We start from the raw sequence: 24,981 nt of genomic DNA on the forward strand, positions 1-24,981 counted from the left end.
ATGCCGGGCCAGCCGATCGGCGGGCCGCGCATCGCGCCGCCGCAGCGGGTCGGGGCGGGCGCCCCGCCGCAGGGTCCGCGCGGACCGCAGGGGCCGGGTGCGCAGGGACCCGGTGCACCCCAGGGACCGAACGCACCCCAGGGACCGAATGCGCCGCAGGGCGTGCAGCAGGGCCCGATGCCCGGTGGGCCGGGGCAGGCCGGGCCGCAGGACATCCAGGGGGATGGACCGCGGATCCTGGCGCAGCCCCAGCGGGTTCCGGCCGCCGGCGAGGCGGCCGACGGGACCGCGGCGGCGCCGGGCGGGTCGAAGAAGAAGCTGTGGATCATCGTGGCGGCGGCCGCGATCGCGGTGATCGCGATCGTCGGTGTGGTGGTCGGGGTGACCGCGCACAACAGCGACAACTCGCCGGAAGCCAAGGTGCAGAAGACGATCACCGTCTACACCGACGCGCTGAAGTCCGGGAACCTGGACGCGCTGCGCGCGGTGACCTGCGGTGCGCAGCACGACTTCTACCAGAAGATCTCGGCCGACCAGTTCGCCAGCGTGTACAAGACGTCGCAGGATCAGAAGAGCATCCCGCAGGTGAAGAGCGTCGACGCGATTCAGATCACCGGCGATGCCGCGCTCGCCCAGGCGACCGTGTACACCGCCGCGGACCCGGCGAAGACGTCCGCCCGCACCTTCGATCTGCGCAACGAGGGTGGTTCCTGGAAGGTGTGCGACCCGCAGAACGGCCACTGATCGGCTTCCCGAAACCCCGCCGCAGCCCTTGCGACCGGAGTCACTGAAGCATTCCCGGCTCCGGTCGCGATGAACATCACAAAGACCTGGTCAACAGTCCGACACGTGGGTAGTGTGTGCCGGATTGTTCGGGCCGGCCGTATCGGCATACCGGCACTTCAGCGGTTGTACACCGTCCAGGAACACTGTCCGGCATACGTCCACGACAGTGTCCGCAGAAGTGGTGCGGGCCCACCGGGTTTCGATTTGCAGGGAGCTGAACACCATGCCGGAAACGGCAGAGGCTACTGAAGCCACCGCGGCCGAGCTGGTCGGACGGCACTTCCGTGTCCGTGATCACTACGACGTCGGCCGCGAGAAGATCCGCGAGTTCGCGCGGTCGGTGCGCAACGATCACCCCGGACACCACACCGAGGCCGCCGCCGCGAGGCTCGGCTACGGTGGCCTGCTCGCCTCGCCGACCTTCGCGTCGGTGATCGGCGCGGCCACCACCCGTTCGCTGATCGGGTCCGTGCTCACCGAGTACGACGTCTCGCAGATCCTGCAGACCGATCAGGTCTTCGAGTACTACCGCCCGATCCTGGCCGAGGACCGCCTCGGGGTGGACGTCGTCGTCGAGAACATCCGCAGCTTCGGCGACAACGACTTCATCACCGTCAAGGTCACCCTCACCGATGCCGACGCACTGCCGGTCCTGGTCGCCACCACCACCATCGTGGCCCGCAAGGGCGTCGAGATCGACCCCGCCACGGTCGAGACGGTCTCGGGCGTGGTCATGCACGGCCACGTGGTCGAGCCCGGCGAATTCGATGGCGACCCGACCGGTCTGATTCTGCTGGCCCCCGACGAGGTCGCCGAGCTGGCCGCCCCCGCCCCGCCGCAGCCGGTCCACACCATCCCCACCGCCGCCACCCTGACCGCCGGCGCCGAGCTGCCCGCCGCCAAGGTGCCGGTCACCCGCGGCGACCTGGTCAACTACGCGGGCGTCTCCGGCGACCCGAACCCCATCCACTTCAGCGACACCGCCGCCACCCTGGTCGGCCTGCCCACCGTGGTGGCGCACGGCATGCTCACCATGGGCCTGACCGCCGGCTACCTGGTGGACTGGCTGGGCGACCCGTCGGCGCTGACCAAGTTCAGCGTCCGCTTCTCCGGCTTCGTGCCGGTCGAGCCGACCGCCCCGACCATCGTCGAGTTCACCGGCAAGGTGAAGTCGGTGGACGCCGCCCGGGGCGCGGCCACCGTCGTGCTCGGCGCGACCTCCGAGGGCAAGAAACTGTTCGGCCGGGCGGTCGCCGAGATCCGGCTGTCCCACCTCCCCGGGACCTCAGCGCACAGCTGAGGGCAGCAGACCGCCCCACACGCGTGCCGCGGTCAGGTGCCGAACCGATCTTGGTCGTACCCCTGGAGTTACCCCAACCGCAGCGAAATCAATTGTTGCGGTTGGGGAACGAGCCGGGGGTGCTTTTCGGCTGTCAGTCGGCCGTCAGTTGATCGTGGCGTGCATCAGGTAGACGTTGTAGTCGCTCCAGGTCGACATGGTGAAGTACATGTCGTTGCCGGTCGACCAGGGGTGGATGAAGCCGCCGTAGAGTTCCGGGAACTGGAGGGCGCTCACGGTGACCGTGCTGTCGGACCACGCGCCCTGCGGCGAATCCGACTCCCGCACCACCAGTGCCGCCTTGGCGGTGTCCAGGTAGCTCATCTGCCACACCTTGCGGCTCTCGTCGTAGCGCACCGACAGTTCACCGGCGGGCGCGTCGACAATCGGTGTGGCCGTGACCGATCCGTTCGTCTCGGGGAGCCAGGAGCCGCTGTTCCAGTACTGGTAGGCGGTCGGGTTGAGCACCTGGTCCTTCGGCACCCGGGCCAGCCCCACCCCGCCGAGGCGCGAGTTGGGAATGCCGAACATGTACACCCAGTCGCCCTGCGGCACCATCGACGTCACCTGGAAGTTGGAGAGGCCGAAGATGTTCTGCCACTTGGCGTACGGATCCTTGGTCCAGTGTTCGCCGTGGTCGTCGGAGTAGGCGAGGCCGCCGTAGTTGGTGTACCAGGTGCCGGGCACGCTGTTCCAGGTGCGGATCGACATGTAGCTCAGGTACTGCCGGTCCCCGACGGCGAAACCCGAGGTCGGAATGGTGGTGATCTCGATATTGTCCATCTTGCGACTGCTCAGCAGCTCGGTGGCGTGGCAGCGGTCGTCGGTGACCATGCGATCGAACACGACCCCGTTCTCCAGATCCCGATTCTTGCTGAAGGCCAGCAGGTTCGAGCGCCAGTCCTCGCCCATGCCGCCCGGCGGATGGAAGTCGCGGCCGACGGTGTCGCCGAACGCGATGGCGATCTCGTCGGGTGCGCTCTGCCACATGATGCCCAGGTCGGTGCCCTGCACCTGCCAGCGCTTGTCGGTGCGGTTGACCGAGTCGGCGCCGGTCAGCTTGGACACCTCACGCACGTCGGAGACCTGCGGCGCGGGCCGGACGGGTGCCTGCGCGGCGGCCTCGACCGGCGGGTGCGCCGGGGCGGGGCCGGGCGGCAGCTCCGGCGGATTCGGGTTGGGGAGCGCGAAATTGAACGGCTGCGGCCGCACGATCAGCTTGGGGAGACCGAGCTGCTCCGCGAGTCCCGGTGGCGGAGCCGGAGTGTCGGTGAGGTCCGGGCACGGGTTCACGCACGGATCCGACGGCAACTCCACCGGCACGCGCTTGGTGTTCTCCGGCGGCGGCCCGGGATCGACCGTGATCACCGGATAGGACACCGGCACCTCGACGGTCTTGGGGATCAGCGGCTCGTGTGTGGGCTTGGCGTCGGTACTGCAGGGCCCGATGCCCGGAACGGCAGGTGCCGCACCAGGATCCGGATCCGCCGCGACCGGACCGCCCATGCCGACGAGTACGCCCGCCCCGACGATCGCCGCCCCCGCAGCCGCCACGAGCCGCTTGGCCATGCACTCAACCCTTCCGGTATTCGGGCTCTCCGAACACATTCCGGGCAGAGACCCTACCCCCGGAACCGAGCAAACCGCCGGAGGTTCAGTGCAGGGCCTGGAAGGTGAGCACGGTGGTGCCGATCCGGATGGCGTCCCCGTCGGCCAGCACGGCGGCCGATTCGATGGACTCCTCGTTGATGTAGATGCCGTTGGCGGAGTGCAGATCCTTGATGAGCAGACCGGCCCGGCTCGGGGTGATCTGCGCGTGGTACCGGCTGGCCTTGGGATCGTCGAGCACCAGATCGTTGTCGGTCATGCGGCCGATCTTCACGCCGTTCGGGCCGATCGGCACCACCCGGCCGTCGGCGAGCCGCAGCTGCCCGGCGCGCACCGCGCGCGGCATCTCGGTGACGGTCTCGGTCATGGCCTTGGCCATGCGCTCGACCTCGTGAATCTGCCCGGTGCTCAACGGTTCCTGGCGCAGCACCTTCTGCTCCAGCGCGATGAGCGCGGGACCCGGATCGATGCCGAGTTCGTCGGCGAGCACGGTGCGCACCCGGCGGCAGGCGTCGAGCGCGTCGGCCTGGCGGCCGGACAGGTACAGGGCGGTGATGAGCTGCGCCCACAGCGGTTCCCGCAGCGGATGCGCGCTGGTCATCGACACCAGCTCGCCGACCACGGAAGAGGCTCGGCCCAAAGTGATTTCGGAATCGATGCGGGCGGAGGCGACCAGCAGCCGCTCCTCGTCCATGGCGGTCGCGAAGCTCTCCGCGAAACCCAGGCCGGACAGGTCGTCCAGGGCGCGGCCGCTCCATTCCGCCAGCGCCTGACCGAAGAGCCGGGACGCGGCGGTGGGGTCGCCGATCGAGGCGGCCTCGGAACCCTCGCGGCGCAGCGTCTCGAAGCGCCCGAGATCGCACTCGTCGTCCTCGATTTCCAGCCGGTAGCCGGCGGATTCGGTGCGCAGCAGCGCCACCGGGTCGACCCCGGCGGTGCGCAGGGTCTTGCGAATGTTGGAGACGAACACCTGCAGGCTCGCCTGGTAGGAGTCCGGCGGATCGTCGTTCCAGACGATGTCGGCCAGCGCCTGGGAGGACACCGCGCGCCGCCGGTTCACGGTCAGAGCCGCCAGCAGTGCTCGCGGCTTGGGGCCGCCGACCGGCACGGACCGACCGGCGACCAACAGCTGCACGGGGCCCAGAACCCGCACATCGACAGTCATGCCACCTGCCTCGATAGAGACCGCGGCGCGCCCGCCGCTCGAAAATTGCCCGGGATTCCGCTTGTTTCAGCGGAATCCCGACCGTTGAGCTTACTTGGCGCTGATCGAGCGTCCCGCCGAGTTCAGGTCGTTGCAGGCCTCGACCACGCGGGCGGCCATCGAGGTCTCGGCCTTCTTGAGGTAGCTGCGCGGGTCGTAGACCTTCTTGTTGCCGACCTCACCGTCGATCTTCAGGACGCCGTCGTAGTTGCCGAACATGTGGCCGGCGACCGGGCGGGTGAAGGCGTACTGGGTGTCGGTGTCGACGTTCATCTTCACCACGCCGTAGCGCAGCGAGTCCTCGATCTCCGACTTCAGCGAGCCCGAACCACCGTGGAAGACGAAGTCGAAGGGCTGTGCGTCGGCGGCCAGACCCAGCTTGGCGGCGGCCACCCGCTGGCCCTCGGCCAGCACCTCGGGCTTGAGCACCACGTTGCCCGGCTTGTACACACCGTGCACATTGCCGAAGGTGGCGGCCAGCAGGTACTGGCCGTTCTCGCCGGCGCCCAGCGCGTCGATGGTCTTCTCGAAGTCCTCGGGCGAGGTGTAGAGCTTCTCGTTGATCTCGGCCTCGACGCCGTCCTCTTCGCCGCCGACGACACCGATCTCGACCTCGAGGATGATGTTCGCCGCGTGCGCCTGCTTCAGCAGTTCCTTGGCGATCTCCAGGTTCTCGTCGATCGGGATCGCGGAACCGTCCCACATGTGCGACTGGAACAGCGGGTTCAGGCCGTTCTTCACGCGCTCGGCCGAGATGGCCAGCAGCGGGCGCACGAAGGTGTCCAGTTTGTCCTTCGGGCAGTGGTCGGTGTGCAGCGCGATGGTGACGTCGTACTTGGCCGCGACCACGTTCGCGAACTCGGCCAGCGCGACCGCACCGGTCACCATGTCCTTCACGCCCAGGCCGGAGCCGAATTCGGCGCCGCCGGTGGAGAACTGGATGATGCCGTCGGAACCCGCGTCCGCGAAGCCCTTGATGGCCGCGTTGATGGTCTCCGAGGACGTGCAGTTGATGGCGGGAAACGCGAAGGAGTTCTGCTTGGCCCGAGCAATCATCTCGGCGTAGATCTCCGGAGTCGCGATGGGCACAGTGACCTCCGTGTTGTGTGTGGCGTGTACGACAAATTCTGTCAGCTGACACGATAGGACAGCCCTGTTTCTCCGGGGCAATGGCCTCACATACCCCACAAGTTTGTGAGGTTGCTTCGACGTTCGGTGTGATGTCTGCGGTACCGGTACTGTGGTGGCCGTGACCTTGCTGGCCGTATCCGATGCCGTGACGACCAACGCCGCCTTGCCCGCGATCTTGGACCCCATGCACCTCCTGACGGAGACGTGGCTTTCCCACGCGGTGCTCCCGGCGATCTTGGCCATCGTCTTCATCGAGACCGGCCTGCTCTTCCCGATCCTCCCCGGCGACTCGCTGCTGTTCACCGGCGGTCTGCTGGCCGCCCAGGCGCACCCGCCGGCGGGCATGAACATCTGGTGGCTGGTGCCCGCGACCGCCTTCGTGGCCTGGCTGGGCGACCAGAGCGGCTACTGGATCGGCCGGACCATCGGCCCGGCGCTGTTCAAGAAGGAAGACACCCGCTTCTTCAAGCAGCACTACATCACCGAGACGCACGCCTTCTTCGAGAAGCACGGACCCAAGACCATCGTCCTGGCCCGCTTCGTGCCCATCGTGCGCACCTTCATGCCGGTGCTGGCCGGCGTCTCGAAGATGGACTACCGCAAGTTCGCCCTGGTCGACATCATCGGCGCAGTGGCATGGGGTGGCGGTGTCACCGTGCTCGGATACTTCCTGGGCAATGTCGAATTCATCCGTAAGAACGTCGAGGCGATCTTCCTGCTGATCGTGTTCGTGTCCATCCTGCCGGGCATCATCACAGTCGCGAAGAATCTGCTGCACCGCGGTCAGGCCCCGGCAGAGGCCGAGTACGCCACCTCGACGAACGAGCCGACCCGCTGAGCCCTTCGGTGTCGACCAGCCCGCTAACAACTTTCGCCGCCGGCGGCCCCGTGTTCTCCTCCGCCTCGGGCGGATTCGGTCCGCTCGAAACCGCCGGACCCGTACTCGTCTGGACGATCGTCCTCACCTTCGTCTTCCTGGAGTGCGCGCTCATCATCGGGCTGTTCCTGCCCGGTGACTCCATGCTCATCACCGCGGGCGTGGTGCTGGCCTCGCAGGTCGGCGAGAGTCAGGTGTGGGCGCTGTCGATCGGCACCATGATCGCGGCCATCGCCGGCAACCAGGTCGGGTACGTCTTCGGCCAGCGCGCCGGACATCATCTGGTGGCGCGCAAGAACGGGAAATACGTCAATACCCGCAATCTGGCGCGGGTTTCGGACATGCTGCACAAGCACGGATTCCTGGCGGTGCTGGTGGCCCGCTGGATTCCGTGGGTGCGCACCCTGTGCCCGCTGGTCGCGGGCGCTGCGGGCATGGATCACCGCAAGTACACCATCGCCTCGACCGTCGGCGCGGTCATCTGGGCGCCGGTCATCCTGCTGGCCGGCTACTACGCGGGCAGCTTCCTGGAGAACATGTCCTGGCTCATGCCTGCGGTCATCGGGACCCTGGTGGTCGGGCTGATTCTCGGCACGTTCCTGGGCGTGCGGCAGTACCGGGTCGAGATGGCGCGCCCCGCCGAGGATTTCGACGTCGACCTGGAAGAGGCCGCGACGGTGCCGCTGCCCCGGGTGCCCCGCGCCTGACCGGTCACAACCCGGCGGCCGTCACCGTGTGCGCGGCCTCCATCAGCGTCCAGCCCGAAAGCTGCACCGACAGATCGCGTTCCGGGCTGCGTGAGGCGGTCACCGAACCGCCCTCGAAACCGCCTGCGCCCGCGATGCCCGGCAGTCGTGCGGGCTGCCGCCAATCCGAGCCGAACAGCGGCTCGCCCTCCACATCCAGCCGGTGCTCCCAGGCCGCGGTCGCGGACGACCGCACGATGGCGGCGGTCTTGCGGCGCGCGGCGACCGCGGCGGGTTCGTCGCCGGGCAGCATGAGGGCGGCCAGCGCCAGGTAGCGGATGAGAATGCCGTTGAACAGACCGCCGTCCCCGCCGCTGTCGCCGACCACCACGCCGTCCGCGGTCATGTGCTCCTCGACCGCGTCGATCAGCCGGATGGCGCGCTCGGCGTGCCGCGGTTCGCCGGTGTGCACCGCGAGTTCGGTCTCCAGGCCGAGCGCCACGCCCTGGCAGTAGCTGTAGACCGGCTTCTCGACCTCGCCCGAGGGTAAGTGAATGCCGTCGAAGATGAGGCCGGTCTCCTTGTCGCGCAGGTTGGCGTCGAGGAAGTCGGCCAGTTCCGCGGCCAGGTGGTAGCGGCCCAGCCGCGCCATGGCGATGCCCACCGGACCGTTGGCCGGGGCGTTGAAGAAGTCCGAGCCCTTGCGCCACGGGACCGCTCCGAACTCCGGCTCGAACCCGTTGACCAGCGTCTTCTCCAGGATCAGCAGCGCACCCCGCACCTCGGCGACACTCTGGGCGCGTTGGGCCCGCTCCAAAGAGATTGTCAGCCAGGCCATGTCGTCGTAGTAGTCGTTGGTCCAGCCTCTGATATTGCGCAGGCGCATGGCGTGGGCGATGGACCAGAGGCGACGTTGGCGGGCGGGGGTGGGCGCGCGATTGGCGGCGTCGACCGCGCAGTCGATCAGATGGGCCTGCCACCAGTAGTGCCAGAAGGCGAAGGCCCGCTCACCTTTCGTGGCGGGCCAGCCCACGACACCGAGCTGGGTGCCGGGCATGCCCCACAGCGCCCGCAGGTGACGCGAGAGAATCGCGGATTCCGCCAGGTCGGCGCGCTCCGACCAGAGGGCGGCGGTCGGCTCCATATTGCGTCCGGTCCGCCAAGTCATAGGACTTATCGTGCCAGCCGGGCAGTGCGCTCGTGGCTGATTTGTTACCGAGAGTCGTCCAGCTCACCAGGCGGTGGCGAGGTCGGCGTGCTGACGGATCCAGGCGTGCATGGCGATGCCGGCGGCGACACCGGCATTGATGCTGCGGGTCGAGCCGAACTGCGCGATCGAAACGGTCAGCAGGGCGCCGTTCTTCGCGGCCTCGGTGACGCCGGGGCCCTCCTGCCCGAAGAGCAGCAGGCAATCCCGTGGCAGCGTGGCGGTCTCCAGCGGCACCGCGCCGGGGACATTGTCCACGGCCACCACCGTCAGCCCCTCCGCCGCGGCGAACCGCAGGAGTTCATCGGTATCCGCGTGATGATGAATGTGCTGGTAGCGGTCGGTGACCATGGCGCCGCGGCGATTCCAGCGTTTGCGCCCGACAATGTGCACGGCCGCCGCCGCGAAGGCATTGGCCGTTCGCACCACCGTGCCGATATTGGCGTCGTGGCCGAAATTCTCGATGGCCACATGAAACGGGTGCCGGCGGCTGTCGATGTCGGCGACGATGGCCTCGCGCCGCCAGTACCGATAGGCATCGACCACATTGCGCCGGTCGCCGTGTTCGAGCAGGTCCGGGTCCAGGCGCGGATCGTCGGGCGGCTCGGTGCCGAACTCCTCGCGCCACGGTCCGACCCCGTGCGGATGCTCACCCCATTCGGTCGGTCCGGGGGTCAGCGGTTCGTCGGCGGTCGGGGCGGCACTCACCTGGGCGATGGTAGTTCCCTAGTGCGAGGAGCCGACCGCGCCCACGATGATGGCGAACACGACGAACAGCGCGACCAGGATCATCAGCGCGGTGGAGACGATGCCGCAGATCCAGCCGGCCGTCACCATCCCGCCACCGCCGATCATGCCGCCCGACTCGTTGATCTCCCGGCGGGCCTTGCCGCCCATGATCCACGCCACCGGCCCGAGCAGCTGGCAGAACACCAGGCTCATGATGCCGAGGACCAGCACCACCACGGCCTGCGGATGATCCTGGACCGGTGCGCCGTAGTAGCCGGGCGGGTAGTAGCCGGGGGCCTGCGGCGGATAGCCCGGGTTGTAGCCGGGCTGCTGGTAGTAGCCCGGCTGCTTGTCGTAGCCCTGGGACTGCGGATCCCAGCCCGGCGGGGGCGCGTCGTAGGTCATGGGCTGAATGCTAGGTGGTCGTGCTGGCTACACCGAATACTTTCTGGGCTGCTCCCTCGCCACCGCACCGCGCCGCCCGCGACGATGAATCCATGAGCGATACGGCCGCCCTACCCAGCATCGTGCTCGATCCGCCAGCGCCGCAATCGGATCCGGGCCCCGGTCCCACCCCCGCGTCCGTGCTGCGGGCCTTCCTGGTCACACCGTTCCGGGCGCGCACCTGGAAGGAATTCGCCTACCTGATCATCGTTTCCGGGCTGGGCTGCGCCGCCGCTGTCTATCTGTTCCTGGGTATCGGCGGCAGCCTGTACCTCTCGGTGTTCGTGGTGGGCATCCCGATGCTCGCGGCCATGCTGCTGGGCGGGCGGGTGTGGGGCCGCATTCACCGGGTACTGGGCGCGGTGCTGCTGGACGCGGCTCTGCCCGAGCCGCCGCCGTTCACCTTCCGGCCCGGGCCGATCGGCTGGCTGCGCAGCGCCTTCACCGATCGGACCTCCTATCGGGCCCTGCTGTTCCTGATCCTCGACGGGCTGCTGGGGGTGGTGATCGGCTACGGCGTCCTGACCGCGGTGGCGGTGACGGGTTTCGTTGCGCTGTCGCCGATTCCGTGGGCGCTCATGGACCCGGTCAATGTGGACGAACGCGGTGTGCCGCACCGGTCGATGATCCAGTTCGGCGACTACTACCTCGACACCTGGCCGCGTGTACTGGGTTTCGCGGCGCTCGGCGTGCTCGGCTGCTTCCTGCTGCCGTGGCTGATCCGCGGCGTCTGCTTCCTGCACCGTGCCCTCGCGTTCTGGCTGCTCACCCCGACCGCACGCGACCTCGAGCTGGCCGGGCTGCGCGAGAGCCGCCGGGCCGCGGTCGACGACTCCGCCGCCACCCTGCGCCGGCTCGAACGCGACCTGCACGACGGCACCCAGGCGCGACTGGTCAGCATCGCCATGATGCTGGGCCGCGCCGAGGAGCGGATCGCGGCGGGCGGCGACGCCGCGGACCTGATCGCCCAGGCCCGCACCGGTTCCAAGGAGGCACTGACCGAACTGCGGGAGCTGGTGCGCAGCATCCATCCGCCCGCCCTGGAACTCGGGCTGGAACCGGCGCTGGAGACCCTGGCCGCCCGCTGCGCGCTGCCGGTGGAGTTGCGGGTGCTGCTGCCGCTGCGGCCCAGCCCGGCCATCGAGGCGATCGCCTACTTCTCGGTCGCGGAACTGCTCACCAATGTGGTGAAACACGCTGCCGCGAACCGGATCTGGGTGGCCGTGCGGCCGGCGGGAACCGATTCACTGGCGGTGAGCGTGCGCGACAACGGTCAGGGCGGCGCGCTGCAGCCGGCCCCCGGGCCCGGCGAAGCCGTTGTGGCGGGCGGGCTTTCGGGACTGGCGCAGCGGGCCCGCGCGGTGGACGGCGCCCTCACGGTGGACAGTCCGATCGGCGGCCCGACGGTGGTCACGCTGGTGCTGCCGCTGGCCGGGCCGCAATGATCGAGGGTGTGGACATCGAGGTCATGGCTACCGGGGACCGGTCGCTGCGAGTAGTCATCGCCGAGGACAACGCCATCCTGCGGGACGGGCTCACCGCGCTACTGTCGGAGCGCGGGTTCGAGGTGGCGGCCGCGGTGAGCGACGCGACCGGTCTGCATACGGCGGTGGCCGAGCAACGGCCGGATGTCGCCGTGGTCGACGTGCGCATGCCGCCCAGCTTCACCGACGAGGGCTTGCTGGCCGCGCTCGCCCTGCGCCGCAGCCATCCGGGCATCGGGGTGCTGGTGTTCTCGCAGTGGATCGAAACCCGTTACGCCACGGAGTTACTGGCCGCCGGTGCGGGTGGCGTCGGCTACCTGCTCAAGGACCGGGTGGCCGATGTGGGCGACTTCGCCGAGGCCCTGCGCCGCGTCGCCACCGGCGGCACCGCGCTGGACCCGGAGGTGGTCAGCCAGCTCATGGGCGCTGCCCGGCAACAGGATTCGCTGGCCCGGCTCACCCCGCGCGAGCGGGAGGTGCTGGAATCCATGGCCCAGGGCCTGTCCAACGCGGCCATCGCGAAGGCCCTCTCGGTGACCGAACGCGGGGTCGAGAAGCACATCGGCAATATCTTCACCAAGCTGGAACTTCCGCCCTCGGATCTGCATCATCGGCGGGTCCTCGCCGTTCTGCGCTTGCGGGGTTGAAACATCGCTGCGTGGTTGCCGGGCGTGGAAGACTGGGCCCATGACTCGATCGAGTTCCGCGGAATTGCTGAAATCGGTTGAATACTGGCCGAATCACCTCCTGACCATCGAGGAATGGTCGCTGCTCCCCGAGAACAACCGGCACTGCCGGGAACTGGTGGACGGCGTGCTGGTGGTGGCCCCGCAGCCGCCGCGCCATCAGCTCGCGGTGTGGCGCTTGGCCGCTCAGCTGGAACGGGCGCTGCCGCGGCGGGTGGCCGCCATGGCGCGCATCGAGTTGATCATCGACGACGGTGCGCCGCCGACCGTGCGGGTGCCGGACGTGCTGATCGTGGGCGGTGCGGCCGGGGCCGAGCACGCCACCCGGGTGCGGCCCGGGGATGTGCTGGCGGCCATCGAGATCGTGTCGCCGGGTTCGCGCCGGGTGGACCGGGTCATGAAGTTCGCCGAGTACGCGGCGGCGGGGATCGCGCACTACTGGCTGCTGGAGACCGAGGAGTCGCTGCGGCTGCTGACGCATCGGCTGCGGGACGGTCGATACGTACCGACCGGCGAGCACTCGGGAACGGTGCGTCTGGAGCTCGACGGCCTCGATCTGCCGCTCGATCTGGACGCCCTCACCGCGCTCCGCCCATCCGCCGCGCCCGTCTGACCCGACGGCCCTCTGACCTCGCCTGATCGGCCCACACGGGTCGACTTCGGGACTATCCTGGAGGTCTGAAGGCCGTGGTTGGAGGGTGTATGGACCACGCGCGCATAATCCGGACGGTGCTCGGAGTGACGGCGGCATATCTCGTCGCACTCGGGTTGTGGCTGGGGTGGCTGCTTCCATTGACGCCACCGGGGACGGCGCCTGTCCAAATTGTCACACTGGTCGGTCTCTTTGGAACATTCCTCGGGCTCGGCATGCTGTTCGCCCAGCGCCCCACCCGCTCGGACCGCAAACTGCTCCGGCACGGACTCGAGGGCTGGGCCAACATCGAGGGCGTGCACCCCCTGCAGCGCACCGATCATTACACCGAGATCACCGAACTCGAGCTCGAGCTCGTGGTGCCGGGCTCGGAAACCTACTACGGCAGCATCGTGTTCGACGTCGAACCGGTCGTGAAGCCGAGAATCACGGTGGGCGGGACGATTTCGATCCGCGTCGACCCGCGCAACCGCGACCGCATCATGCTCTGCCTGTGAGCGACAGCGCCCAGCGGCGCTGCGCGGCGAACCATATATCCAGGTCAGCGACCGCCTGACTGTCGGATTCGCCCGATCCGGGCCGTAGCATCCTGACCATGACGATCGCCGATACAAAGGACCACAGAGAAGCGCCGCTGGTGCTCGACACCGAGCCGCCGCGCATGCTGGGGTTCACCGATCAGGCGGCGTTCTGGCTGAACATCGGGGTCAGCCTCATCGGTTTCAGCGGCGCCGCGGTCGTCCTCACCCCGACCGAGGGGGCGCATCTGCCGCTGATCGGCGCACTGCTGGCGACCGTGATCGGCACCGTGATCGGCGCCACCATGGTGGCCGGGCCGGCCGCCATCGGGTCACGCACCGGGGCGCCCGCCATGGCGGTGCTGCGCGGGCTCTTCGGCACCCGGCTGTCGTATCTGCCGACGGTCGCCAATATCGTGCAGTGCGTCGGGTGGGGCGTCTACGAACTCACCGTCATCACACTCGGCGTCTCCGCCCTCACCCACGACCGGGTGCCGCACTGGATCGTCATCGTCGGCGCCGGCGCGCTGTCCACCGTCATGGCCATCTGGCCGCTGTCAGCGGTGCGGGCCCTGCGGAAATACGTGTCCGCGGCCGTCGCCGTCGCCCTGGTCTATTTCACGATTCAGCTACTGCGGCAACCGGTTCCGCTCCCGGCCGACACCAGCCGGAGCGGCTTCTGGCCCGCCGTCGACAGCACCCTCGCGGTGTCCATCTCCTTCGTGCCGCTGGCCGCCGACTACACCCGGCATTCGCGCTCGGCCCGGACCGCGGCGAACGCCACCGTGCTCGGCTACTCCGTCGCCCAGGTCTGGTGCTACCTGCTCGGCATCCTGGCGATCCTGCACGCGGGCAGCGCCGACAACATCTTCGACACCTTCCTCGGCGTCACCGCGGGCTGGCTCTTCTTCGCGGTCCTGGTGCTGCGCGAATCGGATCAGTCCTTCGCCAATATCTACTCGACCGCCATGTCCATCCAGAACCTGCTGCCCCGGGCGGACCGCCGCCTGCTGGCGGGCCTGGTCGGCGCGACCGTGACACTGCTGGCGCTGCCCGTGCGCGATTTCAGCAATTACGCCGACTTCCTGGTGCTGATCGGTTCGGTCTTCGTCCCGCTGTGCGCGGTCCTGGTCGTGGACTACTTCTCCGGCCGCGGCCGCACCGGCTGGAACCTCACCGAGACCGCGCCCGCCCGGCCGCTCATGCTGCTGCCCTGGGCCGTCGGATTCGTCACCTACCAGCTGTTCAACCCGGGTTCGATCAGCTGGTGGACCGGCTGCTGGACCCGGGCGCAGGACGCGCTGCACATCCATCCCGGCTGGTGGTCCTCGGCCTCGCTCTACTCGTTCCTGGCGGCCGCGGCGGTGACCGCGCTCCTGGTCCGGTTCCAGCGGGGATGACCGCCGGCCGCGTCTACGGCATGGGGTTGGACCCGCTGGTCGAACCCGACTGGCCCGCACTGACTTCCACCGAGGTGGACGCGGTGCTGGGTGAGGACGCGGCCATCACCTGGCGCAGCCTCCGGCCGCTCTCGGCCACCGCCCGGGTGCGGCTGCCCGGCGGCGGCGCGGTCATCGTCAAACGCCTCCCGCGCACGCTGCGCGATGCCGCCGCCCTCGGCGAGGAGCATCGCTTCATGGATCATCTACGCGCACACGGCATTCCGGTGCCGGGCGTGCTGAACACCATCGATCTCGGCGACTTCGCCTACGAAGTACAGGAATTCGGGACCGGGAACGACGAGTACGCGGGCGTCTTCTCCTGGACGCCGTACCGCTCCCCCGACGAGGCGGCCGCCGCCGGGCGCATGCTGGCCCGCCTGCACCTCGCGGCCGCCGGATACGCGGCCCCGCCCCGGCCGGCCCGGCCGCTACTGGCCGGCTTCACCGTCTTCGCCTCGGCCGATCCCCTTGCGGCCGTGGCACACCGGGCCCTCGAACGCCCGGTGCTCGGCGCCTTCCTCGCCGACCACGACTGGCGTGGCGACCTGGAGCGCGTCCACCTCCCCGCGTTCGAGCGGCTGCGCCCCCTGCTCGCGGACCTGGAACCGCTGTGGACACACAATGATTGGCACGGCACCAACCTGCTCTGGTGCGACCACGACGTCACCTCCGTCTTCGACTTCGGCCTGTGCGACCGCACCACCGCCGTCCACGATCTCGCCACCGCCCTCGAACGCAGTGCCGTGAACTGGATTTCGATCCGCGGCGGCGGCCCCGCGCAAGTGCGGTTCGATCAGGTACGGGCCCTGCTCGCGGCCTACACGTCGGTGCGGCCGCTGAGCGCCGCCGAGCGCCACGCCCTCCCGGCCCTGCTCCCCCTGGTGCATTGCGAGTACGAGCTGTCCGAGATCGACTACTTCCTCGGCGTCGTCCCCGGCGGCAATACGAAGAACGCCGAAATCGCCTACACCGAGTACTTTCTCGGCCATACCGCGTGGTGGACCCAATCCACCGCGGGCCGCGCACTGCTCGCCGCGATCCCAGGAATTCCGGGCATCGCCACATAGTGGTGGCGAGCACAATTCACCGAATCTCGAATAGCAACTGCGGGACTTGATTCCGCGACCGCGATCCGATAGAACTTGTTTCGTTGCCATCGGCAACGTGAATCGTTCTGCACGCCATCTGAGTTCAGCGTGCCGCGGGGGTCGGGAGTACAGGAAAATCATGCGCAACAGCATTCGTAATTTCGGGCGCAAGGCCATCGTCGCGGCGCTGCCGCTCGCCGTCGCGGCGGCTTTCGCCAGCGCGGGAACGGCTTCCGCCACCGCGCCGGCCGAGGTCGCCCAGTCGGCCCCGGTCGTACAGCTCGCCGCGGCCCCGACGGCCGACGCCATCGCCGAGTCCATCGCCCCTGCGGCGGTCTCCGTCGCCCCGGCGGCCGCGCAGCCGGTCACCGCGGATGTCGAGCAGCCGGCTGCGCCCGAGGTCACGCCGGCCGCGGCCGAGATCTCGCAGCCGCAGGACATCGCCACCGACCCGAACGCCAAGAACCACGACCCGATGGCCAATGCCGCCGTCGTGGGCGCTGGTGTCGGCGCCGTGCTCGGTGCCGCGGTCTGCGCGATCAGCCTGGTCGGCATCATCGTGCTGCCGCTGTGCGCCCTCGGCCCCGCCATCAATGGCGCGCTGATCGGCCTGCTCGTCGGCGCGATCGACCCGGATGCCGTTCCGCAGGTCCTGCCCTGATCTCTCGGGGATAAAAAGAACCCCATCCCGAGTTTCGGGATGGGGTTCTTGTCGTTTCGAATTCGATGACCCACAACGGTTATCGGCGACGGATACGGTGACCTGTACAGATACCGATTCGATTACCTATAAGGGTGCCGATAGGGTCACCGATGCGCGCGCGGATCCGCGAGCAGATATTGAGCCGCGGCGTAAGTGCCGAGAATGACGCCCTCACTGATCCGGCGCGACTTCTCACTCCGCGCGAAAATACGCCGCAGCACGATCAATCCGTCGGACAGCGTGAACAGCAGCGCGCCCGCACCCAGCCGGCTCCGCGGATCGGCGTTCGGAATGTTCACGCCCGCAATATTCTTCGCGTCCAGGGCCAGCTCGGGATCCGAGGCCAGGGTGGCCGCCGTCCCGAGGGTCGCGCCGTACGCGGCCAGCGGAACCGCCACCGCCGGGGACTTGAACCGCAGGAGCGTCGCAGCGCCCAGCCAGGCCGCCACCCGCGGGGCCACGACGTGCGCGCGCGGCCGGCCGCCGCGCCGGAACCACAGCCACGAGTACCCGGTCTGCATGACCGCGAACGACGAAGCGCCCGCGATCAATCGGCGATCGTCGTCCGGATCGATGAGCAGCACATCGCCCACCGTGGCCGCCGCCAGCGAGCCGAGCAGCACCGTGCGATCGGCGCGGTCCAGCTCGGCGCCGTGCACCGCCACATCGGCGGCCAGCAGCGGCATCAGCAAAGGCTTGGCAGCCCACTGCAATTTCTCGCGTCCGGTGACGGCGCCGAACACCGTCACCGCCGCCGCGCCGACGAACGCCGCACGGAACGGGCGGGCCATCAGAAGCTGGGCTCGGCCGGCGCCGGCGGCAGCACCGCCACCTGGCCGGCGTAGGACAGGCCCGCGCCGAAGCCGAGCAGCAGCGCCAGCTGGCCGCCCTTGGCCTTACCGGTCACCAGCATCTCCTCCATGGCCAGCGGGATCGAGGCCGCGGAGGTGTTGCCGGTGTTCTCGATGTCATTGGCCATCGGGATGTCATCGGCGAGCCCGAGGTTCTTCTTCATGAGCTCGTTGATGCGGGCATTGGCCTGGTGCGGGATGAACACCTCGATGTCCTCCTTGTGCACACCGGACTGCTCGATGGCGCTCGACAGCGCGCGCGGCAGGGTGACCGCGGCCCAGCGGAAGACCTTGGGGCCCTCCATGTGCAGCGACATCCGGCCCACCGCCTCGATCTCGGGGTCGGTGCCCTGCAGCCGCTGCGCCTTGTTCATGAACTCCAGGAAGTCCACGTCCTGCGCGATGGCCTCGGCGTTCTCGCCGTCGGAGCCCCACACGGTCGGCGAGATGCCGTTCTCGTCGCTCGGCCCGACCACGACCGCGCCCGCGCCGTCACCGAAGATCATGGCGGTGCCGCGATCCTTCGGATCCAGGCCCACGGTCATCGTCTCCGCGCCGATCACCAGGATGTACTCGGCCGAGCCGGACCGGATCATGTCGGTGGCGACACCCAGGCCGTAACCGAAACCGCCGCAGCCGGAGGTCAGGTCGAAGGCCGGGATGCCGTTCATGCCGAGGTCGGCGGCGACGCTCGGCGCACCGTGCGGGGTCAGCTTGAGCCAGCTGGAGGTGCAGAGGATGAGCGCGCCGATCTTGGACCGGTCGATGCCGGTGTTGTCCAGCGCCCGGTTGCCCGCCGCCACCGCCATGGTGCGCAGCGTCTCGTCACCGGAGATCCAGCGTCGGTTGTGGATGCCGGTGCGCTCGAAGATCCACTCCGGGGTGGAGTCCAGGACCTCGCACACCTCGGCGTTGCTGACCACGCGCTGGGGCCGATAGGCGCCGATGCCGAGCATCGCAACATTTTGATGACCCTTGTTGATTGCAATGCTCACCACTGGTGACTCACACGACCCTTCACAACACCTTTGTCGGACGTAAGACCAGCAACAGGCTAACCCAGAGCAAGGGTTCAGCCCAGAGCAAAGTCTGGTTAACCCGCCGGTAAGGACTTAAGTCCATTACCCCAGCGCAAGGTCCTTCAGGCCCAGGATCGACCGGTACTCCAGACCCTCGGCCGCGATGATGTCGTCGGCCCCGGTCTCACGGTCGACCACGGTGGCCACACCGACCACGATGGCGCCCGCCTCACGCAGTGCGCGCACCGCGGTGAGCGGGGAGTTCCCGGTGGTGGTGGTGTCCTCGACCACCAGCACCCGCTTGCCCACGATGTCCGGGCCCTCGATCTGGCGCTGCATGCCGTGCGTCTTGGCGGCCTTGCGGACCACGAAGGCGTCGATCGGCCGGCCGGGCGCGTGCATGACCGCGGCCGCCACCGGGTCCGCGCCCATGGTGAGCCCGCCCACCGCGTCGAAGTCCCAGTCCGCCACGAGTTCGCGCAGTAGCTTCCCGATCAGCGGGGCCGCCTCGTGGTGCAGGGTGGCGCGGCGCAGGTCCACGTAGTAGTCGGCTTCCTTGCCCGAGGACAGGGTCACCCGGCCGTGCACCACGGCGAGGTCGCGCACCAGGGCCGCGAGTCTGTCCCGGTCGGTCGTCGTTACCTGCATTGCTGTGTCTATGTCCTTCCGCGTGCGTTGAACAGGCCCCGGTTCAGGCGGGTCACCAGGGATCGTGGGATGAACCCGGCGATCGCGACGATCGCTTTGTACTGCATACCGGGCACGCTGATCACCCGGTTCCTCTCCAGATCATGCAGCGAACCCGCCACCACCTCGTCCACGCTCAACCACAACGGTCGCGGTAGCGAGGCGATGTCGATTCCGGCCCGCTCATGGAATTCGGTGCGGACGAATCCCGGGCACAAGGCCTGCACCCGGACTCCGGTTCCGGCCAGCCCGCCGGCCAGCCCCTGCGAAAAGGATACGACGTAGGCCTTGGAGGCCGAATAGGTCGAACCCCGTCCGGGTATCAGGCCCGCGGTACTGGCCACATTGACCACCGTGCCCTTGGCCGCGTGCAGCATGGGCGGCAGGGCCGCCCGGGTCAGCTGCACGACGGCGGTGACGTTCACATCCAGTTGCCGCTGCAGGGCGTCCGGTTCCAGCGTCCAGAACTCGCCCGACATGCCGAATCCGGCATTGTTGACCAGGAAATCGACGCCCTGTGCCAGGCGTTCGGCCACCCGGCCCAGATCCGCGGACCGGCTCAGATCCGCGGGCAGCGTCTCGGCGCGCGCGCCGTAACGCACCCCCACCTCGTGTGCCAGCGCGGCCAGTCGATCCTCATCCCGCGCCACCAGCACCAGGTCGTAGCCGAGCGCGGCGAGCCGGGTGGCGTAAGCCTTGCCGATGCCGGAGGTCGGCCCCGTGATCAAGGCCACCGGGCGGTGCGCGCCGGGCAGGCGCGCGGTGCCCGTCGGACGATCAGGGGGACTCTCGGTCATCGACGACCCATCACTCGCAACACCGGGAAGCGGTCGGCAATGACCGGAAGTGCGCACCCATTCTGATCCCTGACCGAATCACACGCGGCGAATTCGCGCAGACACCACGTGGCTGCGGCGTGCCGCGCGAGGACACGGCCGGGGTGGGTCACCTCGGCGCGGGTCCCTGGAACGGCCGGAAGCCCGGATGGAACGGGCCGCCGGGCGGAGCGCTGCGCCCCTGGTCCTTCCGCCAGCCCTCCTCGGGCTCGCGATCGGACTCGGGCTCGTCGCGCCAATCGTCGGATTCCGTTTCCGCCCAACGGTCTTCGTCACCCGGGTGGCGGGGCCGGTCGTCGTCGAATCGATCCTCGTCCTCGTCCTCGGGGGCGGGCGGCCAGTTGCGGCGCGGGCGGTTGCGCGGATCCGGCACGACTTTCAGTGCGGGACGCCAGTTTTCGGGCTCGCCCTCCGACTCGCTCGCCCCGGCGATATCGCTGACCAGTGGGGACGAGTAGTCGTCGGCATCCTCGCCGCGCGGCCGGGCCGGGCGCTCGTCGCCGCGCGGGCGGGTGGGACGGTCGCCGTCCTCGTCGCCGTAGTCGCCGAATTCGTCGTGGCCGTCGTAGTCGTCGTCCTCGGGAACCGGGTGCGAGCGACCGGGTTCCGGGAGTTCGTCGCGACCGCGCTCGGCATTGATGACCGGCGGCAGCACGTGCAGCAGGCCCGACAGCCGCAGCACGGCGTCGATGGCCATCTCCCAGTCCTTGGCCACCGCGCCCACCGGCAGCATGCCCAGCGTCCAGTTGCCCTCGGACCACAGCTGCTGCACGGTGTCGGGCAGCGATTCGATGAACGCCACCATGCGCTGATCCACCGCGTGCCGGGCGATGTCCGGGTTGGTGGCGAAGACCACTCGGTCACCGATGGCGCCGAGCAGCTCCAGATCGTGATCCTTCGGCGGCGCCGCGGTTTTCAGCCGCAGGTCGATATCGATGTCCGAGCCGATCTGCCGGCGCACCGCGACCAGGGTGGCGGCGTCCTCCAGATCGAAGAGCACGAACTTCTCACCCTTGCGGTTGCCCGACACCACGTCCACCGCGGACAGGTAGCCGAGCTTGGCCAGGGCGCCGCGCCGCCACGTGGAGGCGAGCGCGGGCTCCACCGAAACATAGGTGTAGCCCTGGGATTTCGCCCAGACCTGTCGCACATGCCCGGTGCGCTGCCGCTGCAGCCGATCGAAATAGAGCAGCACGATCGCACCCACGAGCGCGATCGCCGCCAGCCCGAACCATATTGCCGTCATCGCCGCCTACCCTATCCACCTGGACGCACGAATGCCCGCTACGCCCGCAGAGTCGTTTGTCATCGGGTTCCGCTCGGCAGCGAGGTGCTGATGATCAGCTTCGCCTGGATGGATCCGTCGGCGTTCTTGTCGCCCTGGACCATGATGACCTCACCGACCGGCAGATCCGAAACTTTGGTGCTGCCCAGCGAAATCACCTGGGTCTTGCCGTCGGTCTTCACAGTCGCCGTGTCACCGGACAGGGTGGTGATGGTGAGGGTGGAACCGTCGTTGTTCGAGATGGTGCCCATGTTCGCACCGAGCTGGTCGAGATCGCCGAGGCCCGGGATGGTGGGAATGCCGCTGGGCAGGGGCAGGGCCGAGGTGTTGGCGGGCATCGGGAACCCGGAGGTCTTGATGCCGCTGGGCGCGGCGGCGCCGTTGGACGAATCGTTGTTCGACAGCACGGTTCCCGCCACGACGCCGACAACGGCGACTCCGATGACCGCGACGATGGCGAGCGCGATCCACATGAGGGTCCTGCGCGGCGGCGGGGGCGGCGGGTTCTGCGGGAACCCCGCGGGCTGGTACCCACCGGTCGGCATCCCCGGACCGCCCGGATAGCCCGGCCCGCCCCCATCCGGATATCCGGGCGCGCCCCCGGCGGGCGGATAGCCGGGCGCGCCATAGCTACTCGTCGGCGTGTACCCCGGCTGACCCGGATAGACCGCGGTCGGCTCGTAGCCGCCGCCGGTCTCGTAGCCACCCCACTGCGCGTCGGCCGGTGGCAGCACGCGGGTGTCGTCGAGCCCGGGCGATTGCCCGAAATAGTCGGCCGGACCGCCGGGTGTGGCTTCGGTGGGCCCGTACGCCGCGGCCGGATCCGAGGTGTGGCCGGCTGGTGCGGCCTGTTCGGCGAGCCCCTCCCCCGTGCCCGGTTCCGGCCGCCGCGACCACGGATCGCTCGGATCAGTCATGGTCTCCAGGGTAGGCGGAGGACCCGTCCGGAGCCGCGAACTCGACCGGACGGTTCCCGATCCGCGCATCGATCACACCTCGTAACGCGTGCGAATGGGTCGAAACGAGCAGGGCCCCCGCCCGAGCCGAAGCTCGTGCGGGGGCCCGCGATCCGCTGGGTCAGCGGCCGACGACGAGGGTGTCGCCGTCGGGTGCGACGTTGACCTTCACCGTGTCGCCGTCCTGGACCTCCCCGGCCAGCAGCTCCTTGGCGAGCGAGTCGCCGATGGCCTGCTGGACGAGGCGGCGCAGCGGGCGCGCGCCGTACGCCGGGTCGTAGCCGCGCACGGCCAGCCAGAAGCGGGCCGAGTCGGACACGTCCAACTTCAGGCGGCGCTGGGACAGGCGCCTCTGCAGCTGGTTCAGCTGGATGTCGACGATCCGTTCCAGCTGTTCCTCGTCGAGGGCGTGGAACATGACCACGTCGTCGAGCCGGTTCAGGAACTCCGGCTTGAAGGCGCGGCGCACCGCGTTCATGACCGCGTCCTTGTCACCGCCCGCACCCAGATTGGAGGTGAGGATGAGGATGGTGTTGCGGAAGTCGACCGTACGGCCCTGGCCGTCGGTCAGCCGGCCCTCGTCGAGCACCTGCAGCAGGATGTCGAAGACGTCCGGGTGGGCCTTCTCGATCTCGTCGAACAGCACCACCGTGTACGGGCGTCGCCGCACCGCCTCGGTGAGCTGGCCGCCCTGGTCGTAGCCGACGTAGCCGGGGGGCGCACCGACCAGGCGGGCCACCGAGTGCTTCTCGCTGTACTCGCTCATGTCGATGCGGACCATGGCACGCTCGTCGTCGAACAGGAAGTCCGCCAACGCCTTCGCGAGCTCGGTCTTACCGACACCGGTCGGACCGACGAACATGAACGAGCCGGTCGGCCGGTTGGGGTCGGCGACCCCGGCCCGCGCGCGACGCACGGCATCCGACACCGCTTGCACGGCTTCCTTCTGCCCGACGACCCGGTTGCCCAGCTCGTCCTCCATGCGCAGCAGCTTCTGGGTCTCGCCCTCCATCATCTTGCCCACGGGGACACCGGTCCACGACGACACCACCTCGGCGATATCGTCCGGCCCGACCTCCTCCTTGAGCATGACGTCGCCATCGGCGGCGGTCTTCGCCTTGGACTCGGCCTCGGCGAGTTCCTTCTCCAGCTTGGGGATTCGCCCGTACCGGAGCTCGGCGGCCTTGTTGTAGTCGCCGTCGCGCTCGGCCCGCTCGGATTCGCCCTTGAGCGATTCGAGCTCTTCCTTGAGCACGCTCACCGCGTCGATGGCCTGCTTCTCGTTCTGCCAGCGGGTCATCAACTGGTTGAGCTTCTCGCGGTCGTCGGCGAGTTCCTGACGCAGCTTCTCGAGCCGCTGCTTGGACGCCTCGTCGGTCTCCTTGGCGAGGGCCACCTCCTCGATCTCGAGTCGTCGCACGACGCGCTCGATCTCGTCGATTTCCACTGGGCGGGAATCGATTTCCATCCGCAGCCGGGACGCGGACTCGTCGACCAGGTCGATGGCCTTGTCCGGCAGGAACCGGGAGGTGATGTAGCGGTCGGACAGGGTCGCGGCGGCCACCAACGCGGAGTCGGTGATCCGCACGTGGTGGTGGTTCTCGTACCGTTCTTTGAGTCCGCGCAGGATGCCGACGGTGTCCTCCACCGACGGCTCGCCGACCAGCACCTGCTGGAACCGGCGTTCCAGGGCCGGGTCCTTCTCGATGTGCTGGCGGTATTCGTCGAGGGTGGTGGCGCCGACCAGCCGCAGCTCGCCACGGGCCAGCATGGGCTTGATCATGTTGCCCGCGTCCATGGCGGATTCGCCGGTGGCGCCGGCGCCCACGATGGTGTGCAGCTCGTCGATGAACGTGATGATCTGTCCCGCAGAGGATTTGATCTCCTCCAGGACGGCCTTCAACCGCTCCTCGAACTCACCGCGGTACTTCGCGCCCGCGACCATCGCGCCCAGATCGAGCGAGACGAGTTTCTTGCCGCGCAACGATTCCGGGACGTCGCCGGCCACGATGCGCTGGGCGAGGCCCTCCACGATCGCGGTCTTGCCGACGCCGGGCTCGCCGATCAGCACCGGGTTGTTCTTGGTGCGGCGGCTGAGCACCTGGACCACGCGGCGGATCTCGGTGTCGCGCCCGATGACCGGGTCCAGCTTGCCCTCGCGGGCGGCGGCGGTCAGGTCGGTGGAGTACTTCTCCAGCGCCTGGTACGAGCCCTCCGGATCGGCCGAGGTGACGCGAGCATTGCCGCGGACCGCGGTGAAGGCCTCGCGCAGCCCGTCGGCGGTGGCGCCGTACTTCAGCAGCAGTTGCGAGACGTCGGAGTCGCCGGCGGCCAGACCGTAGACGAGATGCTCGGTGGAGACGTATTCGTCGCCCAGCTCGGTGGCGAGCCGCTGCGCGGAGCTGAGCGCCGCGATGGCTTCACGCCCGAGGTTGGGGGTGGTGGTAGCGCCGGTGGCCCGGGGCAGCCGGTCGACGATCTCCTGGGCCTCGCGCCGGACCGTCGCCGGGTCGACGGCGACGGCCTTGAGCAGCGGTGCGGCGATGCCGTCGGTCTGATCCAGCAACGCCACCAGCAAGTGCGCCGGACGGATTTCCGGGTTCCCCGCGACGGCGGCCGCCTGTTGCGCGGCGGTGAGCGCCGCCTGAGTCTTGGTGGTGGGATTGAACGAGTCCACTGTCACCTTCCTACTAGTCGTTGCTGTCTACAACGCGGTAGAAGTTGAGTCTGTTCCGCTCAATTCTGACTAGTTTCCGACGTCGG

The 24,981-nt window shown here is 68.8% G+C and carries 24 protein-coding genes; 11 read left to right on the forward strand and 13 right to left on the reverse strand.

From position 1 onward, the window contains the following. Together ON33_RS38680 and ON33_RS29035 are read left to right on the forward strand one after the other, a co-directional pair. A partial coding sequence (locus ON33_RS38680) for an Rv0361 family membrane protein (RefSeq protein ID WP_051153000.1) occupies positions 1–744 on the forward strand: 744 nt, incomplete at its 5' end. A gap of 265 nt (positions 745–1,009) precedes the next feature. Then, positions 1,010–2,086: a fused (3R)-hydroxyacyl-ACP dehydratase subunits HadA/HadB gene (locus tag ON33_RS29035; protein ID WP_040862311.1), complete on the forward strand. Its 1,077-nt coding sequence runs from the start codon at positions 1,010–1,012 to the stop codon at positions 2,084–2,086. A 144-nt stretch (positions 2,087–2,230) separates the two neighbouring features. Here the strand turns inward: ON33_RS29035 and ON33_RS29040 are convergent, their stop codons facing one another. The 3 genes from ON33_RS29040 to fbaA form a co-directional block, all read right to left on the reverse strand. Then, positions 2,231–3,694 carry a glycoside hydrolase family 183 protein gene (locus ON33_RS29040; protein ID WP_040862312.1) on the reverse strand — a complete coding sequence of 488 codons (1,464 nt, stop codon included), beginning with the start codon at positions 3,692–3,694 and terminating at the stop codon, positions 2,231–2,233. An 85-nt stretch (positions 3,695–3,779) separates the two neighbouring features. Beyond that, complete coding sequence (locus ON33_RS29045) at positions 3,780–4,898, reverse strand: BTAD domain-containing putative transcriptional regulator (protein ID WP_040862313.1); 1,119 nt, start codon at positions 4,896–4,898, stop codon at positions 3,780–3,782. Between the two features lie 90 nt (positions 4,899–4,988). Beyond that, complete coding sequence (gene fbaA, locus ON33_RS29050; protein ID WP_040862314.1) at positions 4,989–6,026, reverse strand: class II fructose-bisphosphate aldolase; 1,038 nt, start codon at positions 6,024–6,026, stop codon at positions 4,989–4,991. 226 nt (positions 6,027–6,252) lie between these two features. Between fbaA and ON33_RS29055 the strand changes: the two genes are divergently transcribed. Next, on the forward strand, positions 6,253–6,906 hold the full coding sequence (locus ON33_RS29055; protein WP_051153028.1) for a DedA family protein: 654 nt from the start codon (positions 6,253–6,255) through the stop codon (positions 6,904–6,906). Between the two features lie 50 nt (positions 6,907–6,956). Beyond that, positions 6,957–7,652 carry a DedA family protein gene (locus tag ON33_RS29060; RefSeq protein ID WP_040862315.1) on the forward strand — a complete coding sequence of 232 codons (696 nt, stop codon included), beginning with the start codon at positions 6,957–6,959 and terminating at the stop codon, positions 7,650–7,652. A 4-nt stretch (positions 7,653–7,656) separates the two neighbouring features. Here ON33_RS29060 and ON33_RS29065 read toward each other — a convergent pair whose 3' ends face one another. The 3 genes from ON33_RS29065 to ON33_RS41755 form a co-directional block, all read right to left on the reverse strand. Next, entirely contained in the window at positions 7,657–8,799 is a 1,143-nt protein-coding gene (locus ON33_RS29065; RefSeq protein WP_245550823.1) for a glycoside hydrolase family 76 protein, read from the reverse strand. 63 nt (positions 8,800–8,862) lie between these two features. Then, positions 8,863–9,546, reverse strand: coding sequence for a TrmH family RNA methyltransferase (locus ON33_RS29070; protein ID WP_051153001.1), 684 nt, complete (start codon positions 9,544–9,546; stop codon positions 8,863–8,865). An 18-nt stretch (positions 9,547–9,564) separates the two neighbouring features. Then, on the reverse strand, positions 9,565–9,972 hold the full coding sequence (locus ON33_RS41755; protein WP_157184778.1) for a DUF4190 domain-containing protein: 408 nt from the start codon (positions 9,970–9,972) through the stop codon (positions 9,565–9,567). Positions 9,973–10,064: 92 nt separating this feature from the next. On the opposite strand from ON33_RS41755, the gene ON33_RS29080 reads away from it, so the two are divergent. The 7 genes from ON33_RS29080 to ON33_RS38685 all read left to right on the forward strand — a co-directional run bounded on the left by ON33_RS29080 (position 10,065) and on the right by ON33_RS38685 (position 16,542). Next, positions 10,065–11,456: a sensor histidine kinase gene (locus ON33_RS29080; RefSeq protein ID WP_040862317.1), complete on the forward strand. Its 1,392-nt coding sequence runs from the start codon at positions 10,065–10,067 to the stop codon at positions 11,454–11,456. Positions 11,457–11,479: 23 nt separating this feature from the next. Next, the gene (locus ON33_RS29085; RefSeq protein ID WP_083869377.1) at positions 11,480–12,142 is read left to right on the forward strand and encodes a LuxR C-terminal-related transcriptional regulator; all 663 of its coding nucleotides are present in this window, start codon (positions 11,480–11,482) and stop codon (positions 12,140–12,142) included. A 40-nt stretch (positions 12,143–12,182) separates the two neighbouring features. Beyond that, a complete protein-coding gene (locus tag ON33_RS29090; protein WP_051153004.1) occupies positions 12,183–12,794 on the forward strand; it encodes a Uma2 family endonuclease in 612 nt (203 codons plus the stop codon). Positions 12,795–12,910: 116 nt separating this feature from the next. Beyond that, positions 12,911–13,330, forward strand: a complete 420-nt coding sequence (locus tag ON33_RS29095) for a hypothetical protein (RefSeq protein WP_505792487.1) — start codon at positions 12,911–12,913, stop codon at positions 13,328–13,330. Between the two features lie 98 nt (positions 13,331–13,428). Continuing rightward, entirely contained in the window at positions 13,429–14,751 is a 1,323-nt protein-coding gene (locus ON33_RS29100; protein WP_040862319.1) for a purine-cytosine permease family protein, read from the forward strand. Continuing rightward, positions 14,748–15,860: a phosphotransferase enzyme family protein gene (locus ON33_RS29105; RefSeq protein ID WP_040862320.1), complete on the forward strand. Its 1,113-nt coding sequence runs from the start codon at positions 14,748–14,750 to the stop codon at positions 15,858–15,860. The genes ON33_RS29100 and ON33_RS29105 overlap by 4 nt, the downstream gene beginning before the upstream one ends. Before the next feature lie 160 nt (positions 15,861–16,020). Then, positions 16,021–16,542 carry a hypothetical protein gene (locus ON33_RS38685; RefSeq protein ID WP_051153006.1) on the forward strand — a complete coding sequence of 174 codons (522 nt, stop codon included), beginning with the start codon at positions 16,021–16,023 and terminating at the stop codon, positions 16,540–16,542. A 146-nt stretch (positions 16,543–16,688) separates the two neighbouring features. Here the strand turns inward: ON33_RS38685 and ON33_RS29115 are convergent, their stop codons facing one another. From ON33_RS29115 to clpB, 7 genes are all read right to left on the reverse strand, one after another. Beyond that, a complete protein-coding gene (locus tag ON33_RS29115) occupies positions 16,689–17,375 on the reverse strand; it encodes a lysoplasmalogenase (RefSeq protein WP_040862321.1) in 687 nt (228 codons plus the stop codon). Continuing rightward, the gene (locus ON33_RS29120) at positions 17,375–18,433 is read right to left on the reverse strand and encodes a beta-ketoacyl-ACP synthase 3 (RefSeq protein ID WP_040862322.1); all 1,059 of its coding nucleotides are present in this window, start codon (positions 18,431–18,433) and stop codon (positions 17,375–17,377) included. The genes ON33_RS29115 and ON33_RS29120 overlap by 1 nt, the downstream gene beginning before the upstream one ends. Before the next feature lie 123 nt (positions 18,434–18,556). Next, on the reverse strand, positions 18,557–19,102 hold the full coding sequence (pyrE, locus tag ON33_RS29125; protein ID WP_040862323.1) for an orotate phosphoribosyltransferase: 546 nt from the start codon (positions 19,100–19,102) through the stop codon (positions 18,557–18,559). 8 nt (positions 19,103–19,110) lie between these two features. After that, a complete protein-coding gene (locus ON33_RS29130; RefSeq protein WP_040862324.1) occupies positions 19,111–19,938 on the reverse strand; it encodes an SDR family NAD(P)-dependent oxidoreductase in 828 nt (275 codons plus the stop codon). 148 nt (positions 19,939–20,086) lie between these two features. Continuing rightward, a complete protein-coding gene (locus tag ON33_RS29135; protein ID WP_245550825.1) occupies positions 20,087–21,223 on the reverse strand; it encodes a TtfA family protein in 1,137 nt (378 codons plus the stop codon). A 59-nt stretch (positions 21,224–21,282) separates the two neighbouring features. Next, on the reverse strand, positions 21,283–22,179 hold the full coding sequence (locus ON33_RS29140; protein ID WP_040862325.1) for a DUF5666 domain-containing protein: 897 nt from the start codon (positions 22,177–22,179) through the stop codon (positions 21,283–21,285). A gap of 160 nt (positions 22,180–22,339) precedes the next feature. Further along, the gene (clpB, locus tag ON33_RS29145; RefSeq protein ID WP_040862326.1) at positions 22,340–24,895 is read right to left on the reverse strand and encodes an ATP-dependent chaperone ClpB; all 2,556 of its coding nucleotides are present in this window, start codon (positions 24,893–24,895) and stop codon (positions 22,340–22,342) included. Positions 24,896–24,981 lie beyond the last annotated feature (86 nt).

The sequence above is a fragment of the Nocardia niigatensis NBRC 100131 genome (assembly GCF_000308655.1).
Taxonomy (GTDB): domain Bacteria; phylum Actinomycetota; class Actinomycetes; order Mycobacteriales; family Mycobacteriaceae; genus Nocardia; species Nocardia niigatensis.

What these genes read in the sequence shown, in the direction of transcription:
- ON33_RS29100 (WP_040862319.1), top strand. Translation starts at nt 13,429, where the DNA reads ATGACGATCGCCGATACAAAGGACCACAGAGAAGCGCCGCTGGTGCTC.
- ON33_RS29140 (WP_040862325.1), bottom strand. Translation starts at nt 22,179, where the DNA reads ATGACTGATCCGAGCGATCCGTGGTCGCGGCGGCCGGAACCGGGCACG.
- ON33_RS29040 (WP_040862312.1), bottom strand. Translation starts at nt 3,694, where the DNA reads ATGGCCAAGCGGCTCGTGGCGGCTGCGGGGGCGGCGATCGTCGGGGCG.
- pyrE (WP_040862323.1), bottom strand. Translation starts at nt 19,102, where the DNA reads ATGCAGGTAACGACGACCGACCGGGACAGACTCGCGGCCCTGGTGCGC.
- ON33_RS29130 (WP_040862324.1), bottom strand. Translation starts at nt 19,938, where the DNA reads ATGACCGAGAGTCCCCCTGATCGTCCGACGGGCACCGCGCGCCTGCCC.
- ON33_RS29085 (WP_083869377.1), top strand. Translation starts at nt 11,480, where the DNA reads ATGGCTACCGGGGACCGGTCGCTGCGAGTAGTCATCGCCGAGGACAAC.
- ON33_RS29080 (WP_040862317.1), top strand. Translation starts at nt 10,065, where the DNA reads ATGAGCGATACGGCCGCCCTACCCAGCATCGTGCTCGATCCGCCAGCG.
- ON33_RS38685 (WP_051153006.1), top strand. Translation starts at nt 16,021, where the DNA reads ATGCGCAACAGCATTCGTAATTTCGGGCGCAAGGCCATCGTCGCGGCG.
- ON33_RS29055 (WP_051153028.1), top strand. Translation starts at nt 6,253, where the DNA reads ATGCACCTCCTGACGGAGACGTGGCTTTCCCACGCGGTGCTCCCGGCG.
- ON33_RS29105 (WP_040862320.1), top strand. Translation starts at nt 14,748, where the DNA reads ATGACCGCCGGCCGCGTCTACGGCATGGGGTTGGACCCGCTGGTCGAA.
- ON33_RS29035 (WP_040862311.1), top strand. Translation starts at nt 1,010, where the DNA reads ATGCCGGAAACGGCAGAGGCTACTGAAGCCACCGCGGCCGAGCTGGTC.
- ON33_RS41755 (WP_157184778.1), bottom strand. Translation starts at nt 9,972, where the DNA reads ATGACCTACGACGCGCCCCCGCCGGGCTGGGATCCGCAGTCCCAGGGC.
- ON33_RS29115 (WP_040862321.1), bottom strand. Translation starts at nt 17,375, where the DNA reads ATGGCCCGCCCGTTCCGTGCGGCGTTCGTCGGCGCGGCGGCGGTGACG.
- ON33_RS29065 (WP_245550823.1), bottom strand. Translation starts at nt 8,799, where the DNA reads ATGACTTGGCGGACCGGACGCAATATGGAGCCGACCGCCGCCCTCTGG.
- ON33_RS29045 (WP_040862313.1), bottom strand. Translation starts at nt 4,898, where the DNA reads ATGACTGTCGATGTGCGGGTTCTGGGCCCCGTGCAGCTGTTGGTCGCC.
- ON33_RS29135 (WP_245550825.1), bottom strand. Translation starts at nt 21,223, where the DNA reads ATGACGGCAATATGGTTCGGGCTGGCGGCGATCGCGCTCGTGGGTGCG.
- ON33_RS29090 (WP_051153004.1), top strand. Translation starts at nt 12,183, where the DNA reads ATGACTCGATCGAGTTCCGCGGAATTGCTGAAATCGGTTGAATACTGG.